Genomic DNA, 19,233 nt, shown 5'->3' on the forward strand with positions numbered 1-19,233 from the left:
TCCATCGCCGCTTGTCTCATGCCGCAAGCTTTGCCGCAACCGCGCCGAAGGCGGTGATCAGCCGGTTGACCTGGGCAGCCGAGGTCGCCGGCGAGATCAGCATCATGTTGTGGAAGGGTGCGATCAGCACGCCGCGATTGACCAGCGCGACATGGATGGCGGCCTCCAGTTCCGGTGCATGCGCCATTTCCGCCTCGGCGCCATTGCGCAGCGGACCGGGCGCACAGATGAACTCGACACGAGCGCCGACACGGGAAACATGCCAGGGCAGACGATAGCGGTCGATCACGCCGGTCAGCCCGGCATCGAGCCGCCGCGCCAGATGATCCATCCGGTCGTAATTTTCCTGCGTCATCACCTCTTCGAGCGTGGCGCGCATCGCCGCGAACTGCAGCGGGTTGGCCGAGAGCGTCGTGCCCATGCCGGAATAGCCCGGCTCCTTGGTCCTGTTGTAGTCGGCGTAGCGTGAGGCAACGTCGTCGCTCATGCCCCACACACTTGCCGGCACACCGCCGGCAATAGGCTTGCCCAGGACGAAGAAGTCCGGGTCGAGGCCATATTCCATCGTGTAGCCGCCGGGGCCGGTCGAGATCGTGTGCGTCTCGTCGATCAGAAGCAGCGTGCCGGTTTGGCGCGTCAGTTTGCGCAGGGCGTCATGGTAGCCCGGATCGGCCAGCACCATGCAGGAATTGGTCAGCACCGGCTCGGCGATGACGCAGGCGACGTCCTTATCCCTGAGCGCGGCTTCGAGTGCTGAGATATCGTTGAACTCGATGACCTTGGCCGTGCGGGTCAAGTCGCGGAACTCGCCCGCCAATCCTGGCCGGTTGACGGGCTTGCCGTCGATCAGCCGCACCATCGTTTCGTCGACCGAGCCATGATAGCAGCCGTTGAAGACCAGGATTTTTTCGCGGCCGGTGACGGCACGGGCAACACGCAGCGCAAAGCGGTTGGCGTCGGTCGCCGTCGTCGCGATCTGCCAGAATGGCATGCCGAAGCGCTGCTGCAGCAGCGGCCCTATGGCCAGCGCATCTTCCGAAGGCAGCATATAGGTCAGGCCGCGTCCGGCCTGGCGGCGGATGGCGCGTGCCACCGGCGGCGGCGAATGGCCGAACATCGAGCCGGTGTCGCCAAGGCAGAAATCATCGAGCCGGTTGCCATCGATGTCGATGATCGTTGCACCCCTGGCGCTGTCGACCAGGATCGGAAATGGCGTCGGCCAGTCGTTCATCCAGTGCATCGGCACGCCGCCGAAGAAGCCGGGCAGGCCGTTGCCGATCTTGGCTTGCGATTTTGGCCGCGCCTTGCGGAAGGCTGCCCCCTCGGTTTCGCGCAAATCGGCAATGCGGTCGCGGCCGATGCCGCCGATGGACGTGTTGGACGTGTCGCTGTGCATGAAAACCCCTCTGGTCGATCCCTCTTAGCCAATCCGTGTCCGCATCCGCAATTGGCCGCGCATCTGCCCTGCGTTGGCTCAGCCTTTGGCGGCGGCGCTTGACCGTGCTGCCGAAGTCAGCGCCAATATGAGCGGGAATTGAGGTGGAGGGGTAAAATGCGAACGATCATGTGTGTGGCAATGCTTCTGTCGTCGGCTGGCGCTGCCTTCGCGTCGGGTGGCATCTGGTGCTCCACCGAGGACACGGCGGCGACATTCGAGGTCGAGGCAGGCGTCACCAGAGGCATGGGCGGGCCGACCTTCAACTTTCGCGGCAACCTCGAAATTCTGAGCCGGCCTGCCGGCGACAGCCTGCGGAAGACCGTGTTCGAGGATTCCAACCTGACGCAGTACTGGCTCGACGGCAAGGAATTGCGGCTGAACATCTATCGTGAGCACGAGGCCGCGCAAAAGATCAACTCGGTCGAACTGACGATCCTGACCAAGACCAGCGACGAAGGCGTCTATGACGGGAACTATACGCTCGCCATCTACGACGCCGCGGCGGATACGGACCAGGACGGCAAACCGGTTGAAATCAGCGGCAAAGTGTCGTGCGGAGCGGAGTGAGCGGGGTCAGGCCGTGATGTCGATGACGCCGCAGTCGCCGGCGGCACTGCCGAAGGCGACACGGCGTTCTTCCTTGTCCCACATCATCGAGGTGATGGCGCCCTTGCCCGGCCGTCGCAACAGCACTTCCTTCGCGTCGGCAAAACGCACCGCCATCACCATGCCGTCATCATAGCCGACGGCGACGACATCCTGGCTCGGGTGGCAGGCGACAGCCGTCACCATGGCGTTGCCGCGCGTGCCGAGCTCCAGCGGTGCCTTGCCCATGGGACCATCCTTGCCTGAAAACGGCCAGACGATCGCCGCCGGCGCGCCGGAACTCGCCAGCCACTTGCCCTTCACGCTCCACGACAGGCTTTTGACCTTGCCGGGATAGCCGGTCATGCGCATGTGTTTGCCGTCGGCGAGCTTCCAGCCGTGCAACGCGTTTTCCTGCATGGTGGTGACGAGGAAGGCGCCATCCGGCGAGAAGGTGATGCCGGTATGGGCGCCGGCCCATTCGAGTTCCACCGGCTTGCCCTCTGCGGCCGGGAAATGCAGCGTCGCGCCATTGTAGCGGGCGACGCCGAAGCGCATGCCTTTGGGCGAGAAGGCCAGCCCCTCGACCGAACGCGGATGGACGAATTCCCTGGTCTTGCCGTCGGCGAAGCGCACGAAGGCGGTCTTGCCTGAGGCATAGGCGATGGCGCCTTGCGGCCCGGCGGCAACGCTGGTGATCCACTTCTTGGCCGCGCTTGCCAATTCGGTGACCTCGCCGCCCGCCTTCACGGCAAACACCTTGCCGTCCTCGCCGCCGGTGATCAGCCGGTCATTGGCTGCATCATGGAAGGCGGCAAGCACCCCGTCATTGGCCTGAACTGTCTTGTGGCCATGGTCGAGCCGATGGACGGCGCCGTCGGCCATCGCAAAATGCGGCACGTCGCCGAGAAAGACGGCGGCGATGCAATGTCCCTGGAGATCAAGCGGGGCGACGGTTGGCATGGTTATCTTTATTCACCTGGACGAGATTGCAGAGACAACCCGGCGGCTTACTCGACGTTTGCGGTTCCGGCAACCATAAGGGTTGCCATCGAAGGATGTTCGATCGCGCTGTTTCGCGATCGACTCCTCGCGTTAAGCGGGTGCCGTTACAGTGTGTTTGGCAACGCCGCTATCACTTTGCGTAGCTTGGCGTTGGGCTTCGGCGGGCGTTCCAGCAGATCGAGGATACGCACGAAATCGGTGGCGGACACCCTCACTACCTCGGCGGCATCGATCGCGGGCTGGGCTTCATGCTCAGTCATGCTATCGGTCGATCTAGGCATCACTTGTTCCTACCCGAGCAAAATTACGCCTGGCAGGCGTCAAAGCTCTTCCTCAGCCGTTCGGCGTCGAGTTCGCGGCCGATGAACACCAGCCGGCTCTCATGCTTCTCGCCGTCCTTCCAGGCGCGCTGGTGGTCGCCCTCGATGATCATGTGCACGCCTTGGATGACATAGCGCTCATCATCGCCCTTGAGCGCGATGATGCCCTTCAGCCGCAGGATGTTGGGGCCTTCCATCTGGGTGATCTTCTCGATCCACGGGAAGAATTTCTTCGGGTCCATCTCGCCGCCGCGCAACGACACCGACTGCACGGTCACATCATGGATGTCGGACGCATGTGCGTGATGGTGGTGCCCGTCATGATCATGATGGTGATGATCGTGGCCGTCATGATCGTGGTCGTGGTCATGATGATCGTGATCGTCATGTGCCTCGAGGAAGTGCGGGTCGTTTTCCAGCGCCCTCGACAGGTCGAAGGCGCCTCGGTCGAGCACTTCGGACAGGTCGACGCCGGCTCGCGTCGTGCGATGGATCTTTGCGGCCGGATTGATGGCGCGGATCGTCGCCTCGACCTTGGCGAGCTCTTCTGATGTGACGAGGTCGGTCTTGTTGAGCACGACGACGTCGGCAAAAGCGATCTGGTCCTCGGCTTCCCTGGAATCCTTGAGCCGCAGCGGCAGATGCTTGGCGTCGACCAGCGCCACCACCGCATCGAGCCTGGTCTTGGAGCGCACGTCGTCGTCCATGAAGAAGGTCTGCGCCACCGGCACCGGATCGGCCAGCCCGGTGGTCTCGACGACGATGGCATCAAAGCGGCCGGGGCGGCGCATCAGGCCCTCGACGACACGGATCAGGTCGCCACGCACCGTGCAGCAGACGCAGCCATTGTTCATCTCGTAGATTTCCTCGTCGGATTCCACGATCAGATCGTTGTCGATGCCGATTTCACCGAACTCGTTGACGATGACGGCGTAGCGCTTGCCGTGGTTTTCCGACAGGATGCGGTTGAGCAGCGTCGTCTTGCCGGCGCCGAGATAGCCGGTGAGAACGGTTACGGGGATCTGCGTCTGTACGTCGCTCATGGCTTGCCTCGAAAGTGCTGGGCCGCGAAAATTCGGCCTAAGAAATAGGATTGTCGGTTCCATATAGGATGTGCGCCGGGCTTTTGCACGGGGCAAACCGATGGGCCAAACCGGCTTGCTGCATTGCCGGATTTTGACTGGCGAGAGCCGCTGTGATTGCCTAGTCATGATGCGGAAGGCCAATTCGAGAGGCAAGATATGTCCGGCAAGCCATCCTCTTTCTCATTGAGCCGGCGCCAGGCGCTCGGATTGATCGCGGTCACCGCCGGAGGTGGTGCCTTCCTGCCGGCCTCGGCGATAGCCGCCCAACCTTCGGCTACCCAGGCCTCGTTTTATGCCGGACTGGCTCTGTTCGAAAACGGCGCCGGTGTCTGCACCATTACGCCTGAAGTGACCGAGGGACCGTTCTATTTCGACCCGAAACTCGAACGTGCGGACGTCACCGAAGGCAAGAAGGGCATAGCCCTTGGCGTTCGGCTGCAGGTTGTCGACGCGGACTGCCGCCCACTTGCCGGCGCCCGCGTCGACATCTGGCATTGCGACGCGCAAGGCGCCTATTCCGGCTATCCCAGACAGGGTGACGACCGCGACGTCGACACGTCGGGCCGGACCTTCCTGCGTGGTTGGCAAAGGACCGACGCGAGCGGCATCGTTTCCTTCGCCACCATCTATCCCGGCTGGTATCGCGGCCGCACCACCCATATCCATTTCAAGATCTTCCCTAACGACAGTTCGGTGATGACCGGACAGTGTTCTTCCCCGACAGCCTCAGCGAGCAGATTTTCACCACGGTCGCACCCTACAACGACCGGCCGGGCAAGCGCGACACCTCGAATGCCGCGGACGGCATAGCCAGGCAGGCCGGACCGCAATCGCAGGCCGCGCTGCGCGAGCTGGAGGATGCCTATCAGGCGCTGATGATCGTAGCGGTGAAGCCTGGCTGAGCGGCGGTCACGCCACCACCCTGCTGGCGACGAAAACTCCGACGGGGAATTCGTTTGTCATCTAACTGAAATAAACATCTGGCATTAGCCACGGCGGACCACAATGCTTGCCGGCAAAGCTGTTTGAAGCACCGGAATCTTTTTGATCGTCGATTGCCAACCGGCCGGCTGCCTCTATGCTGCCCGCACCGGTACGGCCGAAGAGGGAAGACCATGGCCAAGGCGGACAAGACTGCGACAATGAGCCGGCTGCATTCGGCGGCAAGGCTGGCAAGAACGGCGCTGGCGGCGCGGCTTCTGGCGCACGGCTTCTATGCCGGCCAGGACCAGATCATGCTGTCGCTCGACCGTGAGGACGGCCAGACGCCTGGCAATCTGGCCGGACGCCTCGGCGTGCGCCCGCCGACCATCACCAAGACTATCAACCGGCTGCAGGCGCAGGGTTTTCTGGAGAAGCGCGCTTCGTCGGCCGATGCCCGTCAGGCGCATATCTTCCTCACCGACACCGGTCGCGACATCATCCACGCCATCGAGAAATCGGTGAAGAAGACCGAAAAGCAGGCGCTGAAGGGCCTCGACAAGAAGGACCAGAAGTCGCTGTTCAAACTGCTTGCCCGCATCGAGGCCAACCTCTCGAACGAGGAACTGGTGCTCATCGACGACGACGCCGAATCGGACGGCTGACCGGCGGATTGTCGCGGCAGGCGATCAGGCCGCCGCGGCAGAGCCCTGGATCAGCGACGACCAGCGTCCCGGTGTCATGCCGAACGCCTTCTTGAATTGCCTGATGAAATGGCTCTGGTCGCTGAAGCCGGCTTCGACCGCGATCTGTGCTAATGGTTCGCCGGCGGCGATCATCCGCCGCGCGCGCTGAAGCCGGCGCATCACCAGGAAGCGATGTGGACTGGTGGAGAAAGCGGCACGGAAATGCCGTGACAAGGCATAGCGATCAAGCCCGGTTACCGCTTCCAGTTCACCGGAGCGCACCGGCCGGTTCAGGTTTTCCGTGAGATAGTCGCGTGCTAGCGCAGCCGCCCGCCACGCCGTCCTGGTCATCGGCTTCGCCGACTGGCCGCCATGCCGGATCAGGCTTTGCATCAGTTGCGTCAGGAAGTCGTCGACGAACAACTCGTCGAGTTCCTGCTCCAGCGGCCCCAGCGCCGAAAGCAGCGTTGCGCAAAAGGCGGCGTCCGTCACCACGCCATCCCTGACAAAAGGCAGCGAAGCGCCGCCAAGACAGGCGAGCATCAGCGACGGCTCCAGATAGAGCATTCGGTAGCGCAGGCCGTCCTCGGTGCCGGCGCCGCCGTCATGCAACTCGTCGGGATGCAGAACGATGATCTGTCCCGGAAGGCTGTGGCGCGCAGCGCCGAGATAGCGAAACGTCTGCACACCGTGCAGCGTCACCCCGATCGCATAGGTGTCGTGGCGATGCAGGTCGAACGCGCTGCCACGGAAGCGCGCCTCGATCCGCTCCATGCCTGCGGGATCGGGGGCGGAGATGATACGGTTTTCCGCCGCATCGACGCACAAACGTCCAAGACCCTTGAAAGCCTGGCTGTCTAGATCGTGCGACATCGTCTCCTTCAGCCTCGCATTGGGGCACAACCGAATGGCCTATGTTCTCATGTTCGATACGAAATTTGCAATCGTGCTCCGGGAGGATCTGCCGGTCTGGCAGAAACTCAACGTCACCGCTTTCCTGACCAGCGGCATCGTCGCCCAGTTTCCCGATATCATCGGTGAGCCCTATCACGACCGCGCCGGCAATCTCTACAACCCGCTGTCGATCCAGCCGGTCATCGTTTTGTCCGCCGACCAGACGACGCTGGGCACGATCCACCGGCGCACGCTGGAGCGCGGCGTGACGACCTCGCTCTATGTCGAGGAGATGTTTTCGACCGGCTTTGACGCGGCCAACCGCGCCGTCTTCGCCGAATTCGCGCCTGAAGACGCCAAGGTGGTCGGGATCGCGCTTCGCGCCGACAAGAAGCTGGTCGACAAGATCACCAAGGGCGCCCGCATGCACGCCTAGCCAAGGCACTACGCCTGCCGGCGGCTCTTGTTGTGCCAGCAGGCTTTCATGTCGCGGCTGGCGACAATTGGCTTGCCGGGAGCCGGCAATTCCCGCAAAGGTGGGCTCCAGCCCAGCTTCCCACCCGGCCTGCAAGTGAGTGCTCCCCAAAGATATGTAGAAAGCGCAACGCCCCCGGTGGCGATCCTGTGCATGCTTTCCACCTATGTCTGCTTCACCTTCCTCGACACATCAAGCAAATACCTCGTCCTTGCCGGCGTTTCCGTGCTGGTCGTTGCCTGGGTGCGCTTTGCCGTGCATGTGGTGCTGGTCGGCGCGCTGCTGCGCGGCTGGCGCGAACCGGTGCGGTTTCGTCCGGTCAACCTGCCGGCGCATATCTTGCGTGGCGCGTTCCTGTTCGGATCGACCATATTCAATGTCCTGGCGCTCAAATCCCTGCAACTGGCCGAGACAACCTCGATCTATTTCTTCGGGCCGATGGTGATCACGGCACTGGCCGGTCCGCTGCTTGGCGAGTGGGCCGGCTGGCGGCGCTGGCTGGCGATCCTGGCGGCCTTTGCCGGCGTCCTCATCATCACCCGGCCGGGCGTCGGCGTTTTCGGCATCGGACATCTCTTCGCGCTCGGCTCGATGCTGTCGAACTGCTTCTACGTCATCATGACGCGCCGCATGTCGGCGACCGAGACATCGGAGAGCCTCATCCTGTTTTCGGCGCTGGCGCCGGCGCTGCTGCTGTTGCCCCTGCTGCCGTTTTCGTTTTCCCTGCCGCATGATGGCTGGCACTGGTTCGTGCTGCTGATGCTCGGCGTGTTCGGCGGCGTCGGTCACTGGCTGCTGGTCCAGGCCTACCGGCTGGCGACAACCACGGCTTTGGCGCCCTATCCCTATTCGCAGATGGTGTGGATGATCATTTCCGGCTGGATCGTCTTCAAGCAGTTTCCCGACCGCTGGACATTGGTCGGCGCCGCCATCATCGTCGCCAGCGGTCTCTACATCGTCCATCGCGAGCATAGGCTTCGGCTGCGGAGCCGCGCGGCCTCGGATGTCGAGGCCGAAGCGTTGGCAAAAAAACTTTGATTTGCCCCCGATCGGTGGCATAACGCCGCCTTTAAACAGTTTAGGTCTGGAAGTTCAGGTCCGGGGAGCACACGTCGCTGGCACAAAAAATCAAGCTTTCGACGATCGCGGATGCGCTCGGCGTGTCCACGGCCACGGTCTCGCTGGCGCTGCGCGACAGCCCTCTGGTTGCCGGGACCACCCGTGACCGCATCAAGGAACATGCCCGCGCCATCGGCTATATCTACAACCGACGCGCCGCCAGCCTGCGCACCTCGCGTTCCGGCATTGTCGGCGTCGTCGTCCACGACATCATGAACCCATTCTTCGCCGAGATCCTGCGCTCGATCGAAAGCGAGCTCGACCGCAGCCGGCAGACCTTCATCCTGTCCAATCATTATGATCAGCTCGAAAAGCAGCGCACCTTTATCGATACGCTTTTGCAGCTCGGCGCCGACGGCGTCATCATGTCGCCGGCGATAGGCACTCCGGCTTCCGACATCCTGATGGCCGAGGAGAACGGCCTCCCCGCTGTGCTGATCGCGCGCACCGTCGAGGGTGCCGACGTGCCGGTGTTTCGCGGCGACGACTCTTACGGGACAGGTCTCGCCACCAACCACCTGATCTCGCTCGGCCACAAGCGCATCGCCATGATCGGCGGCACCGACCAGACCTCGACCGGCCGTGACCGCTACCAGGGCTATGTCAATGCGATGGAGGCGGCCGGGCTGGAAGTCAGGTCGTCATGGCGCATCGCCGGGCCGCGCACCAAGCAGGCCGGCTTCGAGGCCGCCGGACAGTTCCTGGCGCTGAAGGACAGGCCGACGGCTGCCTGCTGCTGGAACGACCTTGTCGCCATCGGCCTCATGAACGGCATTGCCCGTGCCGGCCTTGTGCCCGGCGTCGACATCTCCGTTACCGGCTATGATGACCTTGAGGAAGCGGCGATCGCGACGCCGGCGCTGACCACTGTCTGGAACGGCCAGCGCGAGGTTGGCCGCCGCGCCGCCAGCGCGCTGCTCGACAAGCTCAACGGCCAGACGGTGCGGCCCTCGCAGGAATTGATCAAGCCGGAACTGCATGTGCGTCAGTCGACCGGCAAGCCGGTGGAGCGTGTATGACCAAGGCCGAACAGCTGCAATCCGTCGCCATCCTGGTGCCGGGCGATTTCAACGACCATGCGGTCGACCGCATCAACCGCACGTTCAGGCGTGTCAGAATCGAACGCGCCGATCCGGCGCTCGTCACCGACGAGATGCGCAGTGATGTGCGCGGCATCGCTTCGTTTGCCGGCATCGACGCGGCGATGATGGATGCATTGCCCAACCTCGAGCTCATCGCCTCCTTTGGCGTCGGCTATGATTCGGTCGATGTCGGCCATGCCCGAGCGAAGAACATCATGGTTACCAACACGCCCGACGTGTTGACCGAGGAGGTCGCCGATACCACGATCGGGCTGTTGATCAACACCATCCGCGACCTGCCGCGCGCCGAAACCTGGCTGCGCGACGGCAGCTGGGTGCGCAACGGCAACTATCCGCTGAGCCGGCTGACCTTGCGCGGGCGCAGTGTGGGTATTTTCGGCATGGGCCGCATTGGGCAGGCCATCGCCCGGCGTCTGGAAGCTTTTGGCTTGCCGGTCGCCTACCACAACCGGCGCCGTGTCGAAGGTCTTCCATACCAGTACCATGCGACCCTGAAAGGACTTGCCGAAGCCGTCGATACGCTGATTTCGGTCGTGCCGGGGGGCGACTCGACGGAGAAGGCGGTCAATGCCGAGATACTGTCGGCGCTTGGCGCCAACGGCGTCTTCGTCAACATCGGTCGCGGCAGCACGGTTGACGAGGCGGCGCTTGCGGCAGCCCTTGTCACCGGCACCATCGCCGCCGCCGGCCTCGACGTCTTTGCCTACGAACCGAACGTGCCCAAGGCGCTGCTCGATGCGCCCAACACCTCGCTACTGCCGCATGTCGGCTCGGCCTCGGACCATACCCGCCGCGCCATGGCGGATCTCTGCGTCGACAATCTGGTCTCCTGGTTCACCGAGCGCCGTCCGCTGACCCCGGTGCCCGAGACGGCGGAAGTCAAGGCGCGAGCTTGAGGCTGCCTCACTTATTAACGTCAGCTTAACCCTTTGGAATCATTCTTCAACCTATCCGTGTACGTGGATGAAGAATGATGAAAGCACTTTCCGCATTGATCGCTGCCGCAGCGCTGTTTGGTGGCATTCAGCTGTTTCATGGCGGCAGCGTGGAAAGCGTGGCCAACGAGGCCGCCCTGTCCAACAGCTACAGGCTGGTCGCCAATGGCGATGAGGCGGTCTGTGCAGTCAGCCGCGGGGCTGAAATTTCGGACGGTTTGTCGCTGCTCACCGTTGCTCCGAAATGCCGCCGGCTCTTGCCGGGCATAGAGCAGGCGAAGTTCTGGCGCGAGCAAAACGACGGCACGGTCGCCTTCAGCGCCAACGGCGTCGATCCGATCGTCACCTTCGCGACTGCCGACGGCGACGGCTACGAATCCTATGCCCCGGCGCTGCCGCTGCTGTCGCTGGCGGCCATAGGCGATAAGAAATCTGGCGACTGATTATTCCGCTGCGGCCCGTGCGCCAGCCTTCGCTGCGGCGTGCAGCCGAACCGCATCGCCGAAGGCACGGAATATCTTCACCGAATTGCTGTCCGACTTGACCCAGTATTCCGGATGCCATTGCACGCCGACGGCGAAGGCGCGGGCGTCGCGCACCGAAACCGCCTCGACTGTGCCGTCGCTGGCGACGGCCTCTATCTGCAGCTTCGAGCCGAGCCGGTCGATCGCCTGGCGGTGCAACGAATTGACCTTGATGTCGCCGGCACCGAACACACCGGCCAGGCAACTGTCGGGTTTGATAGAAATGGTCTGGTGGATGGCGAAGCGTTCGTCCTGCTTGTCGCTCACCGGTGCGCGGTGGTCGAGCGAACCCTCGCGCTCCTGGATCTCGGTGCCGAGCGTGCCGCCCAGCGCCACGTTCAATTCCTGGATGCCGCGGCAGATGGCGAGCAGCGGCACGCCGCGTTCGATCGCCCGCCGGATGAGCGGCAGCGTCGTGGCGTCGCGCGCCGGATCATAGGGGCCATTGGCTTCGCTGGCGTCGCCGCCATAAAGCGAGGGGTGCACATTGGATTTCGAGCCGGTGACCATGACGCCGTCGACCGACGACAGAAGTTCGTCGAAATCGAGCCGGTCGCCGAACGATGGCACCAGCACCGGAAACACGCCGGCGCCGGTGATCGCCGCTTCCAGATATTGTTGTGGGGCTGCATGCCAGGTGTAGTTGTCGAACTGACGGACGTCGGTCGATATGGCGACGAGCGGCTGGTGCATTTTGGCTCTATGTTCCATCTGGGCAAGGATGTCCTGCCTGCAAAATAGGCCATCGCCGGGCATTTTTCCATGCCAAGTTTCAACGTGTCGCATGGGCCACGAAATGGCCTGTTAGACTATAGTTGCAGGGTAGCTGGGCTTCGCCGTCAAATCGGGTCGGCCTGCTGGACTCGACTTCTTGCCCGTGTATTGTCTCGAACGAACCGACAGGGAAACCGAGGATTTCCTGACGTCGGCCTGTTGATCCAAAAGGGAGGAAGTTCATGGATCGTCGTTCATTCATTCGCAAGGCCGGTGTCACCGGCGTCGGTGCCGCGGCGGCGGCGGCCACGCTGGCGGCGCCTGCCATCGCCCAGTCCAATCCCAAGGTGACATGGCGGCTGGCATCGTCCTTCCCGAAGTCGCTCGATACCATCTATGGCGGCGCCGAGGTGTTCTCGAAGATGCTGTCGGAAGCCACCGACGGCAATTTCCAGATCCAGGTTTTTGCTGCCGGCGAGCTGGTGCCTGGCCTGCAGGCCGCCGACGCCACCACCGCCGGCACGGTCGAGGCCTGCCATACGGTGGCATATTATTACTGGGGCAAGGACCCGACATGGGCGCTCGGTGCGGCGGTTCCCTTTTCGCTCAACGCACGCGGCATGAATGCCTGGCATTACCATGGCGGCGGCATCGACCTGTTCAACGAGTTTCTCGCCACGCAGGGCCTTTTCGGCCTGCCGGGCGGCAACACCGGCGTCCAGATGGGTGGCTGGTTCCGCAAGGAAATCAACACGGTGGCCGACCTTTCCGGCCTCAAGATGCGAATCGGCGGTTTTGCCGGCAAGGTGGTGCAGAAACTCGGCGTCGTGCCGCAGCAGATCGCCGGCGGTGATATCTATCCCGCGCTGGAGAAAGGCACCATCGACGCGGCCGAATGGGTTGGTCCCTATGATGACGAGAAGCTCGGCTTCTACAAGGTCGCGCCCTATTATTATTATCCCGGCTGGTGGGAGGGCGGCCCGACCGTCCACCTGATGTTCAACAAGGCGAAGTACGAAGAACTTTCGCCGACGTACAAGTCGCTGCTGCACACTGCCGCGCAGGCGGCCGACGCCAACATGCTGCAGAAATACGATTATCTGAACCCTGCGGCGGTGAAGCGACTGGTGGCCGGCGGCGCGAAACTGCGCCCGTTCAGCCAGGAGATCATGGCTGCCTGTTTCGAAAAGGCCAACGAGGTCTATACCGAAATGGAAGCCTCCAACGCCCCGTTCAAGAAGATCTGGGAATCGATCAAGGGCTTCCGCAAGGAGCACTATCTCTGGGCGCAGGTGGCCGAATACAATTACGACACCTTCATGATGGTCCAGCAGCGCAACGGCAAGCTGTAGTCGGCCGGACTTCTGCTCAAAAGCTCTCTGGGCGGAACCTGCTCAGGGAGCTTTTCTGTATATCCCGGGAGGCGAAGCCGGCGGTTCAGCCTCGGCGCGGGACCACCAGAACCTTGACCTCGCCGGGGGCCGGCGGATTGGCGATCACCGCTGGCGCTTCTTCAAGCGACACCTGCCTGGAGATCAGCCTGTCGATCTCTATCGCACCGGAAGCGATGAGTTCGGCGGCGCGGCGATGGGTGTAGGGATTGAGGAAGGAACCGAGCACCTTCAGTTCCCGGAACAGCAGGTCGAACGGCTCGAATTCAGCTTTCACGCCTTGCGGCGTCACGCCGACGATGACGACCGTGCCACCGGCGCGGGCCAGCCGCATCGACTGCTCGACGGTCTCTCGCACGCCCGCGCATTCGAACACCACGTCGGCTCCGCCCGGCGCCAGGCCGGCTGGCCCGGCGATGGCGTCGACGACATCGGCGGCAGTCGGATCGACCGTCGCTGTCGCGCCGAAATCCCTGGCGAGCGCGCGCCGCGAAGCTTGCCTGGTCGACAGAATGATGGTCGTGGCTCCCGCCAATCTTGCCAGCTGCACGGTGAGCAGGCCGATCACGCCGCCGCCAAGCACGACCACCGAGCTGCCCGGTTTGATCCCGGCAAGGTCGACGCCATGCAGGCAACAGCCGAGCGGCTCGCAGAAGGCACCGTGCATGGGATCGAGGCCCGCAGGCAGGACGAAAGCCTGCTTCTGCGGCAAGGCAAGATATTCGGCAAAGCCGCCGTCGCGATGAATGCCGATGGCGCGCAGATTGCTGCAGAGGTTGACCCGCCCGGCATGACAATGCACGCAACGCCCGCAGGCGATGTTGGGATCGCCGGTGACGCGGTCGCCGACGGCAAAGCCGGAGACGGATTTTCCGACCGCCTCGACGATGCCGGAGAATTCATGGCCGGGCGTCACCGGCGGCGTGCACGGAAACTCGCCGTGAAACAGATGCCGATCCGTGCCGCAGACGCCGCAGGCTTCGATGCGCACCAGTAGCTCATCCGCACCGATGTCAGGCATGTCGACGTCGCGCAGCGTGATGCCGCCCACTGCTTCCAGCCGCACCGCTTTCATGGTTTTGACCATGCCGGTTCAGTTGAAGCTTGGCGGTTGCGACAGGTCAGGCTGTGGCGCTGCCGGCTTTGCCGGTGTCGGATCGCCGAAACTGGGCGGTTGCGAAAGGTCGGGAGCTGCCGGCGCCGTGCCGCCACCAGCGGGCGCCGCTCCATCCGCCGGCGGCGTGCCGAGCGGCGACAGGCCGGGCACCTCCGGTACCTTGTAGTCGATGGTGCCCGGATCGACGGTCGTTCCCTTGTAGTGCATCACCATTTGCGGGAAGGCGATGGTCAAGCCGATCATGATCACCTGGATGCAGACAAAGGGCACCGCGCCCCAATAGATCTGTCCGGTGGTCACCGGCGCGATTTGTTTGCCGGTGAGACGATCGAGATAGGGCACGCGCGCGGCCACCGAACGCAGGTAGAACAGCGCGAAGCCGAAGGGCGGGTGCATGAAGCTGGTCTGCATGTTGACGCCCAGGAGCACGCCGAACCAGATCAGGTCGATGCCGAGCTTGTCGGCGGCGGGCGCCAGCAGTGGTACGATGATGAACGCCAATTCGAAGAAGTCGAGGAAGAAGGCGAGGAAGAAGACGAGCATGTTGACGCCGATCAGGAAGCCGACCTCGCCGCCCGGCAGCGACGTCAAAAGGTGCTCGACCCAGATATGGCCGTTGACGCCGTAAAAGGTCAGTGAGAACACCCGTGCGCCGATCAGGATGAACAGCACGAAGGACGACAGCCTTGTCGTCGAGGCCAGCGCCTGCTTGACGACGTCAAGCGACAAGCGCCCCTTGGCCGCCGCCATGAACAAGGCGCCGACCGAGCCCATGGCGCCGCCTTCCGTCGGCGTGGCGATGCCCAGGAAGATGGTGCCCAGCACCAGAAAGATCAGCGCCAGTGGCGGGATCAGCACGATGATCACCTGCTGCGCGAGCCTGGACATCATGTTGAAGTTCAGGCGTTTGTCGGCAATGGCGACGATGTAGATGAACAGCACTCCGGCCGTCGCGCCGAGAATGTCGGCATTGTCGCCATGCGCCGGCGCCAGATAACGATACGCCGCGTAGGAAACCGCTGATGTGACCAGCAAAGCCACCAGCAGCGACATCACGCCATGGCCGAGTGTACGAGCCTCGAGCGGCAGCGCCGGCATCGAGTTCGGCCGGATGATCGACATGATCAGGATGTAGGACATATAGAGGCCGGTGAGCACGAGGCCCGGGATCAACGCGCCCGCGTACATATCGCCGACCGAGCGGCCGAGCTGGTCGGCAAGCACGATCAGCACCAGCGACGGCGGGATGATCTGGGCAAGCGTGCCGGAGGCGGCGATGACACCGGATGCGAGCCGGCGGTCATAGCCATAGCGCAGCATGATCGGCAGCGAGATCAAGCCCATGGCGATGACGGAAGCCGCCACCACGCCGGTGGTCGCCGCCAGAAGCGCGCCGACGAAGATCACCGCATAGGCGAGGCCGCCACGGATGGGCCCGAACAGCTGGCCGATCGTGTCGAGCAGGTCTTCGGCCATACCCGACCGCTCGAGCACGATGCCCATGAAGGTAAAGAACGGGATGGCCAGCAGCGTGTCGTTCGACATCACCCGGCTGCCGTAGAAATTATCCGGCAATGCGTGCAGGAGCGGCCAGGCGAGGTTGATCGATCCTCCGGAATAGGGGGATAGCAGCACGCCGATGAAGAAGAACATCAAGCCGTTGGCGGCCAGCGAAAAGGCGACGGGGTAGCCGATCAGCAGGAAGATGATCAGCGAGGCGAACATGATCGGCGCCATGTTCTGCGCGATGAACTCCATCACGAGCGCACCTCGTCGGCCAGCGCCTTGGCTTCGAGTTCGGCCTGCTCATGCACCGATATGAAGGGATTGGGGTCGTCCATGTCTCCGCGCATGATGGCGATCTTCTTGATGATTTCGGAGATGCCCTGCAGCGCGAGCAGGAAAAAACCGATGAGCAGGATGGCCTTGGCCGGCCAGATGATCAGCCCGCCGGAATTGTTGGACATCTCGCCGCTGCGAAACGACAGCGACACATAGGGCACGAAATAGATCACCATCAGCGTCACGAACGGCATCAGGAAGAAGAGATGCCCGAGCAGGTCGATCCAGTGCTGTACGCGGCGTGAAAACAGGCCGTAGACGATGTCGATGCGGATATGTTCGTTCTGCTTCAGCGTATAGGCGGCGGCTAACATGAAGGCGGCGCCGAACAGGTACCATTGCAGCTCGAGCCAGGCGTTCGAGGATATGTCGAACACCTTGCGGATAATGGCGTTGGCGGCGCTCACCAGGATCGCCAGCAGGATCAGCCACGATATCCATTTGCCGATGAATTCGTTGGCGCGATCAATAGTCCTGGATAGAGCAAGAAGCCCTGCCATGCATTTCCTCCCTTGTACCGGAGGCGTGCCGGCTCCCCCCTTTTTTGTCCGTCACGCCGCGTGGTCCAACGGTATGCCGCGCGTGGACTGACGGGTCAACAAGCATAGAGGCAGCAAATATCATCGCATGGCAGACAGTGCCCGATACCGGCGATCTGCCCTCGCGTCATGCAACCAAAGTCTGACCTTTTCAGGCGATTTTGCCGGTGTCGCGGCCGGCGCCGATCAGGATCAGCGTCGTGACCAGGAACAGATACATCCACGCGTCGCGCCACTCGACCGGGAAATAGCCGGCCCACAGCGATTCGGCCATACCGAAGGCGGCCGCGCCGAGTGCTGCGCGCGGTGGCGAGAGATAGCCGCCGACCGCCGTCACGAACAGGATCTTCAACCCGTAGACGAGGCCCGAGCCGAAGCTGACATTGCCGTAATAGAGCCCGGCCATGACACCGGCCAGCGCGGCGCAGAAGCCGCCGAACAGCACCGCGTGCCGAAACACCGCGCGCACGTCGACGCCGCACATCGCGGCTGCCTTGGGGTCGTCGGAGACGGCGCGCCAGCGCCGTCCGAAGCTCGACCGGGCAAAAGCCCGGCTGGCCAGCGCGATTGCCGCCACCACCACGGCGCAGTCGATGAGCTGGATGAGCGTCAGCGTCGCCTTGAAGGTCGCGCCCTGCGCGAAAACGATGGGCTGCGCCAGCATCGGCGGGAGCCACAGATCATGCGTGTCGGCGGCGATGCGGCTCGCTTCGGACAGCAGCAGCAGGATGCCGAGTGTCGTCACCACGATTGCATTGGGCGTGCGGTTGGCCAAAGGTTCGAAGACACTGCGCGACAGCACGTGGCTGATCAGCGCGGCATAGAGGAACGCAGCGACGACGCCGAGCGCCACCGACGCCAGCAGCGTCAGCCACAAAACCTGATAGCCGAAGGCCGCGGTCAGGATCATCGTCTGGCCGCAAAAGGCGAACAACGCGCCATAGGCGAGATTGGTGCGGTGCAGGATGCCGTTGGTCAGCACATAGCCAAAGGCGAGCAGCGCATAGAGCGCGCCCGAGTGCAGCCCGTTCAACACCTGCTGGAAGAAATAGAGCATGCAAAACCTCGAAGCATGCCGCCAAAAGTGCGAAGCGGTCTTGGCCAACGACATGCTCAAAAGGCTGCGGAGACCGCCGCATCCCGGAGTGAGGTTGCATCGTTGAATCTAACTTGTCAAACGCGATTTATCGGTTAGATTCTAGGCATGACGGTATCCTGGACCCCGCACCGCTTCACCGGCGGCTTGCTTGCGCTCGACACGGCGAACACCGTCGTGCTGCGCGGCGATCCGGAGCGGACGTTCGATCGCTTCGACGACCCGGCCGAGATTGCCCGCTTCGCCGATGCGGCGAGCCGCTTTCGCGCCGCCGAACTTGGCGAAAGGCCGCTGGCGGTATCCTCGGCGGTGGCGATCGCGCCCGTCGTGCTGTCGATCCGCGAGGCGACGGACCGGCTGTTTCGTGATGCGGCGTCGAAGGGCGCGGTTGCCACCACTGATCTGCCCGGATTCCTGAGAGCCTGCGGCGATGGCCTTGCCGGCAGCCGGACCGAGATCGGTGCGCCGGGGAGGCCCTTCGGTGATCCCCTGACTCCGATCGCCTTCGAGGCGGCACTGGCGGTTTCGGCGCTGTCCCTTCTGCGCGACGACACCGTCGCGAGGCTCAGGATCTGTCCCAACTGCACCTGGCTGTTCGTCGACAGAAGCCGCAATTCCAGCCGCCTTTGGTGCGACATGGCGGTGTGCGGCAACAGGCAGAAGGCAAGCCGTCACTATCGTCGCCGTCGCATGGCGGAAAATGAGGTCAAGAATGCGTAGCGGCCTTTCCCATTCGATCCTTGTCGGCGCGGCACTCATCGCGGCCGTTGCGCTCGGCGCCTGCCGCGATACCGGCAATGACGAAGGGAAGCTGTTCGAGATTTCCGGCAAGATATTCGTCTTCAACTACCGCCTCGCAAGGGCGACTTATGTCGTGACGCTGCGGCCGCTGAAGCCGATGGGAGAGGGCCAGGTCGCGGTCGCCAGCTTCCAGGATCCCGCCGGCGGCGTGCCTCTGGTGGTCGAGCAGAAGGTCTGGCCGAAGCTCGACAAGGTGACGCTGGAGAGCCCGGCACTGACCTGCGTCGTCAAGAACAAGCCCTATGCGATTGCCATCAGCATCAAGGGCGCCGACGGCGCGGTCCTGCAGAAGATCGATACCACGCTGATGTCGACGGAAGACCAGTCGATTCTGCCCGACCGGCCGCTGGTCATCGATCAGCTCTACACCGCCAATCCCGATCTCGTCGGCCATCCCGACGGCAAGCTGCCGGGCGAACCGAAGCCGGATTGCTCGAAGGGCAGCTGACGCGTCGCGGCCATCCGGGCCGCAGCTGAAATTTTCGTGCGCCGGGCAATGTCCGCGGATCGTTTCATACCCTATTCAGGATGGCCGCGGACTGTTCGTTGCGCGTTGCCTGGCATCTGCGATTTTGTTTGACCTGCCTTGCAAGGGGAGAAAGGATGCGTCATCCGACCCCGACGTTGGCTGCCTGCCCCGCGT

Annotated in this window: 21 protein-coding genes; 11 read left to right on the forward strand and 10 right to left on the reverse strand. The window is 63.2% G+C overall.

What is annotated here, in order from left to right; genetic code table 11:
* Window positions 1–16: 16 nt before the first annotated feature.
* Window positions 17–1,396, reverse strand: coding sequence for an aspartate aminotransferase family protein (locus tag NKJ37_RS12085; RefSeq protein ID WP_352773887.1), 1,380 nt, complete (start codon window positions 1,394–1,396; stop codon window positions 17–19).
* 156 nt (window positions 1,397–1,552) lie between these two features.
* Between NKJ37_RS12085 and NKJ37_RS12090 the strand changes: the two genes are divergently transcribed.
* Window positions 1,553–2,005, forward strand: a complete 453-nt coding sequence (locus tag NKJ37_RS12090; RefSeq protein ID WP_027039865.1) for a hypothetical protein — start codon at window positions 1,553–1,555, stop codon at window positions 2,003–2,005.
* A 6-nt stretch (window positions 2,006–2,011) separates the two neighbouring features.
* Here the strand turns inward: NKJ37_RS12090 and NKJ37_RS12095 are convergent, their stop codons facing one another.
* The 3 genes from NKJ37_RS12095 to NKJ37_RS12105 form a co-directional block, all read right to left on the reverse strand.
* Window positions 2,012–2,986 carry a WD40 repeat domain-containing protein gene (locus NKJ37_RS12095; protein WP_352551279.1) on the reverse strand — a complete coding sequence of 325 codons (975 nt, stop codon included), beginning with the start codon at window positions 2,984–2,986 and terminating at the stop codon, window positions 2,012–2,014.
* Window positions 2,987–3,132: 146 nt separating this feature from the next.
* Window positions 3,133–3,288, reverse strand: coding sequence for a type II toxin -antitoxin system TacA 1-like antitoxin (locus tag NKJ37_RS12100; RefSeq protein WP_502895800.1), 156 nt, complete (start codon window positions 3,286–3,288; stop codon window positions 3,133–3,135).
* Between the two features lie 44 nt (window positions 3,289–3,332).
* Window positions 3,333–4,391, reverse strand: coding sequence for a CobW family GTP-binding protein (locus NKJ37_RS12105; RefSeq protein WP_352551278.1), 1,059 nt, complete (start codon window positions 4,389–4,391; stop codon window positions 3,333–3,335).
* Window positions 4,392–4,589: 198 nt separating this feature from the next.
* On the opposite strand from NKJ37_RS12105, the gene NKJ37_RS12110 reads away from it, so the two are divergent.
* Together NKJ37_RS12110 and NKJ37_RS12115 are read left to right on the forward strand one after the other, a co-directional pair.
* Entirely contained in the window at window positions 4,590–5,243 is a 654-nt protein-coding gene (locus NKJ37_RS12110; RefSeq protein WP_352773888.1) for a dioxygenase family protein, read from the forward strand.
* A gap of 305 nt (window positions 5,244–5,548) precedes the next feature.
* The gene (locus tag NKJ37_RS12115; RefSeq protein WP_352442660.1) at window positions 5,549–6,019 is read left to right on the forward strand and encodes a MarR family winged helix-turn-helix transcriptional regulator; all 471 of its coding nucleotides are present in this window, start codon (window positions 5,549–5,551) and stop codon (window positions 6,017–6,019) included.
* A 24-nt stretch (window positions 6,020–6,043) separates the two neighbouring features.
* On the opposite strand, the gene NKJ37_RS12120 is transcribed toward NKJ37_RS12115, so the two are convergent.
* Window positions 6,044–6,913, reverse strand: a complete 870-nt coding sequence (locus NKJ37_RS12120; protein WP_352442661.1) for an AraC family transcriptional regulator — start codon at window positions 6,911–6,913, stop codon at window positions 6,044–6,046.
* Between the two features lie 49 nt (window positions 6,914–6,962).
* Between NKJ37_RS12120 and NKJ37_RS12125 the strand changes: the two genes are divergently transcribed.
* The 5 genes from NKJ37_RS12125 to NKJ37_RS12145 all read left to right on the forward strand — a co-directional run bounded on the left by NKJ37_RS12125 (window position 6,963) and on the right by NKJ37_RS12145 (window position 11,009).
* Window positions 6,963–7,370, forward strand: a complete 408-nt coding sequence (locus tag NKJ37_RS12125; protein WP_352773898.1) for a DUF2000 family protein — start codon at window positions 6,963–6,965, stop codon at window positions 7,368–7,370.
* 192 nt (window positions 7,371–7,562) lie between these two features.
* The gene (locus NKJ37_RS12130; RefSeq protein WP_032909476.1) at window positions 7,563–8,447 is read left to right on the forward strand and encodes a DMT family transporter; all 885 of its coding nucleotides are present in this window, start codon (window positions 7,563–7,565) and stop codon (window positions 8,445–8,447) included.
* Window positions 8,448–8,524: 77 nt separating this feature from the next.
* Window positions 8,525–9,547, forward strand: coding sequence for a LacI family DNA-binding transcriptional regulator (locus NKJ37_RS12135; protein ID WP_352673202.1), 1,023 nt, complete (start codon window positions 8,525–8,527; stop codon window positions 9,545–9,547).
* A complete protein-coding gene (locus tag NKJ37_RS12140) occupies window positions 9,544–10,527 on the forward strand; it encodes a 2-hydroxyacid dehydrogenase (RefSeq protein ID WP_352442664.1) in 984 nt (327 codons plus the stop codon). The genes NKJ37_RS12135 and NKJ37_RS12140 overlap by 4 nt, the downstream gene beginning before the upstream one ends.
* Window positions 10,528–10,604: 77 nt before the next feature.
* Complete coding sequence (locus NKJ37_RS12145; RefSeq protein ID WP_032909483.1) at window positions 10,605–11,009, forward strand: hypothetical protein; 405 nt, start codon at window positions 10,605–10,607, stop codon at window positions 11,007–11,009.
* On the opposite strand, the gene NKJ37_RS12150 is transcribed toward NKJ37_RS12145, so the two are convergent.
* A complete protein-coding gene (locus tag NKJ37_RS12150; RefSeq protein WP_023813605.1) occupies window positions 11,010–11,783 on the reverse strand; it encodes a gamma-glutamyl-gamma-aminobutyrate hydrolase family protein in 774 nt (257 codons plus the stop codon).
* A gap of 263 nt (window positions 11,784–12,046) precedes the next feature.
* On the opposite strand from NKJ37_RS12150, the gene NKJ37_RS12155 reads away from it, so the two are divergent.
* Complete coding sequence (locus NKJ37_RS12155) at window positions 12,047–13,156, forward strand: TRAP transporter substrate-binding protein (RefSeq protein ID WP_013528215.1); 1,110 nt, start codon at window positions 12,047–12,049, stop codon at window positions 13,154–13,156.
* An 85-nt stretch (window positions 13,157–13,241) separates the two neighbouring features.
* Here NKJ37_RS12155 and NKJ37_RS12160 read toward each other — a convergent pair whose 3' ends face one another.
* The 4 genes from NKJ37_RS12160 to NKJ37_RS12175 form a co-directional block, all read right to left on the reverse strand.
* A complete protein-coding gene (locus NKJ37_RS12160; protein ID WP_352673199.1) occupies window positions 13,242–14,270 on the reverse strand; it encodes a zinc-dependent alcohol dehydrogenase family protein in 1,029 nt (342 codons plus the stop codon).
* An 18-nt stretch (window positions 14,271–14,288) separates the two neighbouring features.
* Entirely contained in the window at window positions 14,289–16,070 is a 1,782-nt protein-coding gene (locus NKJ37_RS12165; RefSeq protein WP_128302891.1) for a TRAP transporter large permease, read from the reverse strand.
* Entirely contained in the window at window positions 16,070–16,654 is a 585-nt protein-coding gene (locus NKJ37_RS12170; RefSeq protein ID WP_127412900.1) for a TRAP transporter small permease subunit, read from the reverse strand. Before NKJ37_RS12170 ends, NKJ37_RS12165 begins: the two co-directional genes overlap by 1 nt.
* 190 nt (window positions 16,655–16,844) lie before the next feature.
* Window positions 16,845–17,750 carry a branched-chain amino acid ABC transporter permease gene (locus NKJ37_RS12175; RefSeq protein WP_352722529.1) on the reverse strand — a complete coding sequence of 302 codons (906 nt, stop codon included), beginning with the start codon at window positions 17,748–17,750 and terminating at the stop codon, window positions 16,845–16,847.
* 147 nt (window positions 17,751–17,897) lie between these two features.
* Between NKJ37_RS12175 and NKJ37_RS12180 the strand changes: the two genes are divergently transcribed.
* Together NKJ37_RS12180 and NKJ37_RS12185 are read left to right on the forward strand one after the other, a co-directional pair.
* Entirely contained in the window at window positions 17,898–18,509 is a 612-nt protein-coding gene (locus NKJ37_RS12180) for a CGNR zinc finger domain-containing protein (protein WP_128302790.1), read from the forward strand.
* A complete protein-coding gene (locus NKJ37_RS12185) occupies window positions 18,502–19,038 on the forward strand; it encodes a hypothetical protein (protein ID WP_352773889.1) in 537 nt (178 codons plus the stop codon). The genes NKJ37_RS12180 and NKJ37_RS12185 overlap by 8 nt, the downstream gene beginning before the upstream one ends.
* The last annotated feature ends 195 nt before the right edge of the window (window positions 19,039–19,233 follow it).

The organism is Mesorhizobium sp. M0140 (genome assembly GCF_040322475.1).
In the GTDB taxonomy this organism is placed as follows: Bacteria; Pseudomonadota; Alphaproteobacteria; order Rhizobiales; family Rhizobiaceae; genus Mesorhizobium.